At 69.9% G+C, this 7,195-nt stretch carries 8 protein-coding genes and 1 pseudogene; 3 read left to right on the forward strand and 6 right to left on the reverse strand.

The features are described from left to right. Positions 1–134 (forward strand): annotated as a pseudogene (locus STRTUCAR8_RS54720) (pseudouridylate synthase); the annotation flags it as partial. Positions 135–152: 18 nt separating this feature from the next. Here STRTUCAR8_RS54720 and STRTUCAR8_RS35075 read toward each other — a convergent pair. The 6 genes from STRTUCAR8_RS35075 to STRTUCAR8_RS35100 form a co-directional block, all read right to left on the reverse strand. Next, a complete protein-coding gene (locus STRTUCAR8_RS35075; RefSeq protein WP_006380986.1) occupies positions 153–1,643 on the reverse strand; it encodes a cytochrome P450 in 1,491 nt (496 codons plus the stop codon). Positions 1,644–1,717: 74 nt separating this feature from the next. Further along, entirely contained in the window at positions 1,718–2,338 is a 621-nt protein-coding gene (locus STRTUCAR8_RS35080) for a GTP-binding protein (RefSeq protein ID WP_006380993.1), read from the reverse strand. Continuing rightward, positions 2,319–2,792 carry a DUF742 domain-containing protein gene (locus STRTUCAR8_RS35085; protein WP_006380992.1) on the reverse strand — a complete coding sequence of 158 codons (474 nt, stop codon included), beginning with the start codon at positions 2,790–2,792 and terminating at the stop codon, positions 2,319–2,321. The genes STRTUCAR8_RS35080 and STRTUCAR8_RS35085 overlap by 20 nt, the downstream gene beginning before the upstream one ends. Continuing rightward, a complete protein-coding gene (locus STRTUCAR8_RS35090; protein WP_006380989.1) occupies positions 2,789–3,196 on the reverse strand; it encodes a roadblock/LC7 domain-containing protein in 408 nt (135 codons plus the stop codon). Before STRTUCAR8_RS35090 ends, STRTUCAR8_RS35085 begins: the two co-directional genes overlap by 4 nt. Then, entirely contained in the window at positions 3,193–4,938 is a 1,746-nt protein-coding gene (locus STRTUCAR8_RS35095; protein ID WP_006380991.1) for a sensor histidine kinase, read from the reverse strand. Before STRTUCAR8_RS35095 ends, STRTUCAR8_RS35090 begins: the two co-directional genes overlap by 4 nt. A gap of 327 nt (positions 4,939–5,265) precedes the next feature. Beyond that, on the reverse strand, positions 5,266–5,901 hold the full coding sequence (locus tag STRTUCAR8_RS35100; RefSeq protein WP_006380988.1) for a TetR/AcrR family transcriptional regulator: 636 nt from the start codon (positions 5,899–5,901) through the stop codon (positions 5,266–5,268). A gap of 208 nt (positions 5,902–6,109) precedes the next feature. Here STRTUCAR8_RS35100 and STRTUCAR8_RS35105 point away from each other — a divergent pair, with 208 nt between their 5' ends. After that, positions 6,110–6,934: an urea amidolyase associated protein UAAP1 gene (locus STRTUCAR8_RS35105; RefSeq protein WP_006380990.1), complete on the forward strand. Its 825-nt coding sequence runs from the start codon at positions 6,110–6,112 to the stop codon at positions 6,932–6,934. Beyond that, a partial coding sequence (locus STRTUCAR8_RS35110) for an urea carboxylase-associated family protein (RefSeq protein WP_006380994.1) occupies positions 6,931–7,195 on the forward strand: 265 nt, incomplete at its 3' end. The genes STRTUCAR8_RS35105 and STRTUCAR8_RS35110, both read left to right, overlap by 4 nt.

Raw genomic sequence — 7,195 nt, forward strand, 5'->3', positions numbered from 1 at the left:
GTGACTTCCGCCGTCCGCTGCAACTGCTGGCGCGAGTCCTTGAGTTCACCGATCCGGTCACGGGTCGCGAGCACCGGTTCGTCAGCCCGCGGATGCTGCGGGCCTGGCCGTCGTACCAGGAGTGGGCCGGGTAGTCCCGGGGTCCGATGGGCTCAGTCGCCGCGCCACCAGCGCAGAAGGCGCCGGAACACGCCCGGTCGGCGCGCCGGTTCGGGTGCCGCCGTCGGCGCCGATGTGGGCTCGCCGGCCGGGACGGCCGGCTCCGGCGCCTTGGGCCGCGGCTGCTCCGTGCCGACCTCCCAGTTGTTCGGGCGCTGTGGCGGCACCGGCCTGACGCCGGGGTTCTCCATGACCTCCTGCGGAGACCTCGGCGCGAACTTCACCGGCAGTTCCACCAGGTGTCGATTGGCGACAGACGAACGCCAGCGCAACTCGTCCTCATCACAGGCGAGTTGGATGTCGGGAACGCGGGTCAGCAGCGCGTCGACGCCGACGTCGGCGATGGCGCGCCCGATGTCCTGGCCCGGGCACTCGTGGGGGCCGCCGCTGAACGCGAGATGGGAGCGGTTGCCCTGCATGTTGGCTTCGAGATCGGGGCGGACCCTCGGGTCGACGTTGCCCGGTGCGATGCCCAGGAGAAGCCCGTCGCCCTTGCGGATGCGCTGACCGCCCAGCTCGGTCTCCTGCTTGGCGATGTAGGCGAAGACCGTGCTGAACGGCGGCTCGTCCCACAGGGACTGCTCGACCGCTTCGGGCACCGTCATCTGGCCGCCGTTGAGCCGGGCACGGAACCCCGGGTTGGTGAGCACCTCCCGGAGAACGTTGGCGAGCAGGTTGGTCGTGCTCTCGTACGCGACGATCAGGACGACACGCAGGTGCTGGCCGATCTCCTCGTCGTCGAGCCCCGCCGGGTGGTTGATGAGGTGGCTGGTGAAGTCGTCCTCGGGCTCGGCCCGGCGGCGAGCGGTGAGCCGCATCAGGGCGTCCATGACGTACTGATTGCTGGCGATCGCGGTCTCGGTGCCCTTGAGCATGTCGCGGGCGGCCTGCACGATCCGGTCGCCGTACTCCTCGGGCATGCCGAGGATCTCGCACATCACCGCCATCGGCAGATGCTCGGCGAACTGGCTGACCAGGTCGGCGCTGCCCTCCGCACAGAACTTGTTGACGAGGTGCTGGGTCGCGCGGTTGATGTAGCGGCGGATGCCTCGGTTGTCGATGGTCGACATGGCGCCGGTGACCGCGCCGCGCAGCCGCAGGTGCTCGTCGCCCTCGGTGTGGCAGCAGATGGGCTGCCGTGCGAAGTGCGGCATGAGCGGGTGGTCGGGCTTGACCGTGCCGTCCTGCATGGGCGTCCACAGCCGGCTGTCCTTGCAGTACTGCGAAGGACTCCGCACCATGTGCATGTTCTCGCCATGCCCCAGGACCACCCAGATCGGCACATCGTCATGGAGCAGCGCGGGGGCCACCGGGCCGTGCTCGGCGCGGAGTTTTTCGTACACGGCTCCCAGGTCCTCGGCCTCGGGGCCGTACAGCCGGCGCAGTCCGCCCGGGCCGGTGCCCATGCCGTGGGCGGGGCAGCCGGGGGGTGGGCTGGTGTCGGTGTCGGCCGTGCCGGTCAGGGAGTGGGGGTCAGGCGTCACGGTGATCGCTCCGAAACTGAAGTGGATCCGGTGTCAGAAGAGTTGGTGGTGTGCTGGGTTGCCGGTGGCCGCGCTCAGACGGACGCCTTCGTCATCTCCAGGGAGTGCAGAAAGCGCATCAGCGTCATGAGCGTGTCCCGGCTGGAGGCCCGCCTGCGTGCGTCGCACTCGACGATGGGGATCTCCGGGGCCAGGTCGAGGGCCGAGCGCAGGTCCTCGACCGGGTAACGGGGCGCGTCCGGGAAGGAGTTGACGGCGATGACGAAGGGCACGCCCCGTTCCTCGAGGCGCCCTATGACGTCGAAGCTCACTTCCAGGCGCCGGGTGTCGATCAGGACGACCGCGCCGAGGGCGCCTTCGAACAGGCCGTTCCAGAGGAACCAGAAGCGTTCCTGGCCGGGGGTGCCGAACAGGTACAGCACCAGTTGGTCGGTGATGCTGATGCGGCCGAAGTCCATGGCCACGGTGGTGGCCGTCTTGGAATCGGAGCCGTAGTTGTCGTCGACGCCGATGCCGGCCTGCGTCATGGTCTCTTCGGTGGTCAGCGGCCTGATCTCGCTCACCGAGCCGACCATGGTCGTCTTGCCGACGCCGAATCCGCCCACGATCACGATCTTCACCGCGGCCTGGGTGCTTGACGGCAGGCGGTCCTCGGTCCGTGGGCCGGGGATGGTGTCAGAGCTTTTGAAGTCCATGCATCACCGCTTCGAGGAGGGAACGGTCGGCGAGAGACTCGCGGATGAGCGGGTAGCGCGCCTGGACCAGTTCGGCCGTCAGCAGCTCGGTGAGCAGGACGGTCACCACGCTGAACGGCAGGTTGAGGTATGCCGAGAGCTCGGCCACGGACAGAGGGGCCTTGCAGAGGCGGAGCAGCGCCGACTGCTCCGGTGGGGCGGCGGGCGGGGGCTCGGCGCACGCCACGATTAACGTGACGAGGTCGAGGGAGGCGCGCTCGCCGCCCGGGGCCGCGCCGGTGAGCACATAGAGCCGTTCGGGGTTCTTGCGCTGCCCCTCCTTGGCCTCCCCCTCCTTGCCCGCCGCGCCCTCTTGGTCTGCTGCGCCCTCCGTGGCGGCCGTGCTCTGGTGGAGCAGCTCCGGCGGAGGTTCCTGCTTGACGGGGTAGCGCCGTCGGCGCTGCGGAGGAGTCATACGGTCTGCCCGTTCCGCCGGGGCGGACTGGTGAGGTGAGCGCCGATGCGGACGACGAGGTCGCGCATGTGGTTGCTCATGTTGCCGGGTTCGGCGATCACGTTGGCGAGGACCGCGAGGTAGGCGTTGGGGCCGGCGGCCATCAGGTAGAAGTAGCCGCCGGTGACCTCGATGATGACCATGCGCATCGTGCCGTCACTGTCCGGGATCTCGTGCGCGACGGCGCCGGCGAGGCTCTGCAGCCCCGCACAGGCGGCGGCGACACGGTCGGCGGCGTCGGGGTCACCGCCGTAGCGCGCGATGCGCAGGCCGTCGGCGGAGAGCACCACGATCTGCTGGATACCGGGTACGCCGTCGGCGAGCTCCTTGAGCATCCAGTCGAAGTTGGCTCGCTGCGAGATCACTTGAGGTCCCCCTCGTCGTCGGCCTCAGCGTGGGCCGGCTGCTGGTTGGTCGCACTGGCGGCGGTCGGGTCTTCCCGGTGGCCGCCGAAGACCGCATGGTCGTCCGGGTGACCGCCGAGGGCCGTGGGGCCGGCGGCCGGGAACGCGGTGAAGTCGGCCGCGTCGTCCGGGTGGTCGGAGAACATCGACGGGTCGTCGGGGTTCCTGGTGAAGGCCGTGGGGTCCGGGTCGCCCTTGAGGCCCTCCATGAACGCCTCGACCCACAGGCCGGGCAGGGGCTCGTCTTCCTTTTTCTTCTTCTGCGACTCGGGCTCCCACAGCTTCCGGAGCTCGGGGTCGGCCTCCAGCTCGGCCTCGGACGCCCTGGACCGGGCGTACCGCTCGCTGAGCGGGGTCTTGACCCGGCTGCGGCGCTGCGGCAGACCGTTCTCGGTCCACTCGGTCACCTCCGGGATGTCGTCCTCCATGGAGACCGACGCCGGGATCCGCGGGCCCGTCGTGGGGCGGCGCTTCTTGGGCGGGCGCTTGGGGCCTTCCAGCGCACCGAGTTCGATCTTGGGCGCGGCGGTGGCGCCGATGCCGTGGGCGAGTCCGGGCGCGGGGTCGCTGGTGAGCATGTCGGACGGCACGACCAGCACGGCACGGACACCGCCGTACGCGGACTGCCTCAGCGAGATCTGCATCTTGTACGACTCGCAGAGGCGCCCTACGACCGCCAGGCCGAGGCGCGGGGACTCACCGAGGTCGTTGAGGTCGAAGCCGGCCTGGGCGCGGGCGATCATGACCTCGGCGCGCTTGCGGGACTCCTCGCTGAGGCTGACCCCGGCGTCCTCGATCTCGATGGCGATGCCGGTCTGCACCTCGGTCGCGGTGACGTGCACCTTGGTGTGGGGCGGCGAGTAGCGCGTGGCGTTGTCGAGGAGTTCGGCCGCGGCGTGGATGAGCGGTTCGACGGAGTTGCCGTCGACGTTGACCTTCGCGATGGAACTCACGTCGATACGGCGGTACTCCAGGATCCGGGACATCGCGCCGCGCAGCACGCTGTACAGCGCGACGGGCTGCGGCCACTGGCGTCCGGGCCTGCCGCCGCCGAGCACGGAGATGGAGTCGGCGAGTCGGCCGATCAGCGCGGTGCCGTGGTCGATGCGCAGGAGGTCGTCGAAGACCTCGGGGTTGCGGCCGTGGTCCTCCTCCATCTCCCGGAGTTCGTTGGCCTGCTGGTGGACGATCGCCTGAACGCGCCGGGCGATGCTGACGAACGCGCGCTGCGCGCCGTCCCGCATGGACTCCTCGCGATCGATGATCTCCAGGACCCGCTCCAGCAGTTTGCGCTGCGGAACCGGGAGTTCGCGGTACGGAGAGTCGGGTCCACGCAGTTCGCGAATCACCCCTGAGGGTGAACCGGCGCCGCGCAGCAGATGAAGCGCGTACGGCAGGACTTCCGTGCCGAAGCGGGTGAACTCCTCGTCGTGGGCGGCGATGCGCCGCTCCAGATACGCGGTGTGACGGGTGTGCTCGGCCCGCAGACTGCGGACGGTACGGCCACGACGGACCACTTCGGCGGCGACCGCGACGACCAGAACCGTGGCGATGGCTCCGCACCAGCCGACGGCGGCGCGGACCGGCCCCGTCACCAGGGCGGCGGCGGCTCCGGTCGCACCGGCCATTGCTATGGCAGGCAGCAACAGCACGCGCGCGTAGGGAAGTTCACGGCCACCGGGAGGCGATTGAACACTCACCATGTATGCCCTCTGAGAAAAATCGGCTGGGGTTGGGGGAGCTTGCTGTGGGGTACGTCTGGGAACTGTCCGGATCTTCGGTATTTTTGGGAACAAGCGCACGAATACATCTCAACTCGGTGCGCTGCGGGCGAGCTTAGTCCGACCGGATCAACGCCGTGTCATATTCGGCAAGCCTCTGAAATGCCCCTTGCGAGTGGAGTACCCTCGGCTCATTTGCACGCTGTGGATGCAATCACACACAGTGTGTAACGACGTACGGGCGTACGAAAACCACTCACCGTGACGGGTGAACGCGGGCCTCCGGAAGGCCCCGGACCGCCTCTGCCCTCAGATACCGGCGACGCGCAGCGCCGCGTCCGCCGCGGCTTCCGCGAAGACGGAGACCGGCCGCTCGGGGCCGGAGCGGTGCACGAGGATGACGCCCTCGATGAGCCCGAAGAGCAGATCCGTCCGCAGTTCCAGCTCACCCTTGGCGAGCACGCCACCGGCGGCCGTCGCGGCGAGCAACTGCCGGTAGGCGTCCTTGAGTTCGGCTCGAACGGCATGGAAACCGGCGAAGCGTTCGGCACGCACCTCGGGAAGCAGGTAGAGACCGCCGAGGTTGTACGCGCCCCCGCAGAGCAGTTCGACGTCGGTGCGGCACAGCTCCCACAACCGGCCCTCGGCCGGGGTGGCGTCGTCGGCCAGCAGCCCACGGGCGTACGTCAACGAGGGCGTGACGGTGGACTCCAGGAGCTCGGCGAGCAGCTCCTCCTTGCCGGAGACGTAGTGGTACATGGACGCCTGGCGCATCCCCGCCCGCTCGGCGATGGTCCGGGTGGTGGTGGCCGCGTAGCCGCGGGTGGTGAACAACTCGGCGGCGGCGGTGAGCAGTTCGGCCCGCGGGGCGAGCCCACTGTCCGGCCGCTGCGCGGCCCGCGGTCTGCCGACCCGCCGTCCGCCCGGCCCGCCCGTCGTTCCCATGCGTTCGATCCTCGCACACCCCCCGGCCGGATGATCTCCGTGAGCGATCGGTAACCGGGTGGCAACACACGGGCAACGCCGGCGTCTCGACGCCCGCCTAATTTCTGTCGGGCGACAGAAATTCAATCGGCAGGACAGAGCGGCACAGCAGGACAGACAGCACGAGCACCACGAGAAGCAGTACGACTTCGGAGCCGGAGGACCCTCGATGGGGACATCGACCACGTACGGAGCCCGCGATCACGCCCGCGCCCAGGAGGGCGCCCAGGCGGAGGCCATGCCCGTCGTCCCGGCCGCCGACTGGCCCGCGCCGCCCTGCGCGGCGGGCCATCTGGTGTGGGCCGAGACACTGGCGGGCGGCAACTACACGCACCGGGTCCTGGCTCGCGGCACCGAGCTGCGCCTGACCGACCTGCGCGGGGACGCCTGCGCCCATCTGCTGCTCTTCGTCGCGGACCGGCCCTGGGAGCGCCTCAACGTCGCCGACACGGTCAAGGTCCAGTGGAACGCCTACCTCGGCGAGGGGCAGCTGCTCCTGTCCGACCAGGGCCGTGTCCTCGCCTCGCTGGTCGCCGACACCTCCGGGCGCCACGACGCGCTGTGCGGCACCTCGACCCTCGTACGCAACACGAACCGGTACGGCGACGGCACCCCGCAGTCGCCCTCCCCGGCCGGCCGTGAACTGTTCAAGCTGGCCGCCGCCAAGAACGGCCTCGAGCCGCGCGATCTGCCGCCCTCGCTCTCGTTCTTCCAGGGCGTGGAGGTACGCGAGGACGGCTCCCTCGACTTCACCGGCTCGGCCGGACCGGGCGGCAGTGTGACGCTGCGCGCCGAGCAGGACGTCACGGTGCTGATCGCGAACGTCCCGCACCCCGCCGACCCGCGCGACGACTACGTCAGCACCCCGCTGGAGGTGCTGGCCTGGCGCGCCGAGGCGACCCGCCCCGGCGACCCCCTGTGGGAGGCCACGCCCGAAGGTCGCCGCGCGTTCCTGAACACCGCCGAATTCCTTGCCGCGAGGGGGCTCGCATGAGCACGCCGACCGTCCGGAAAGCCATCGTTCCCGCCCGCGCCGCCTGGTCGTCCGTCGTCCGGGCCGGCGGGACGCTGACCATCACCGACCTGCACGGCAACCAGGCCGTCGACTTCCTCGTGTACGACGCCCACGACACGGCCATGCGCTACAGCGCACCCGACACGATCCACGCCCAGGGCGGCGTCTTCCTCACCACGGGCAGTGTCCTGATGTCGAACGAGCACACGCCCCTGATGACCGTGACCGCCGACGACGTGG

The sequence above is a fragment of the Streptomyces turgidiscabies Car8 genome, assembly GCF_000331005.1.
Lineage (GTDB): Bacteria > Actinomycetota > Actinomycetes > Streptomycetales > Streptomycetaceae > Streptomyces > Streptomyces turgidiscabies.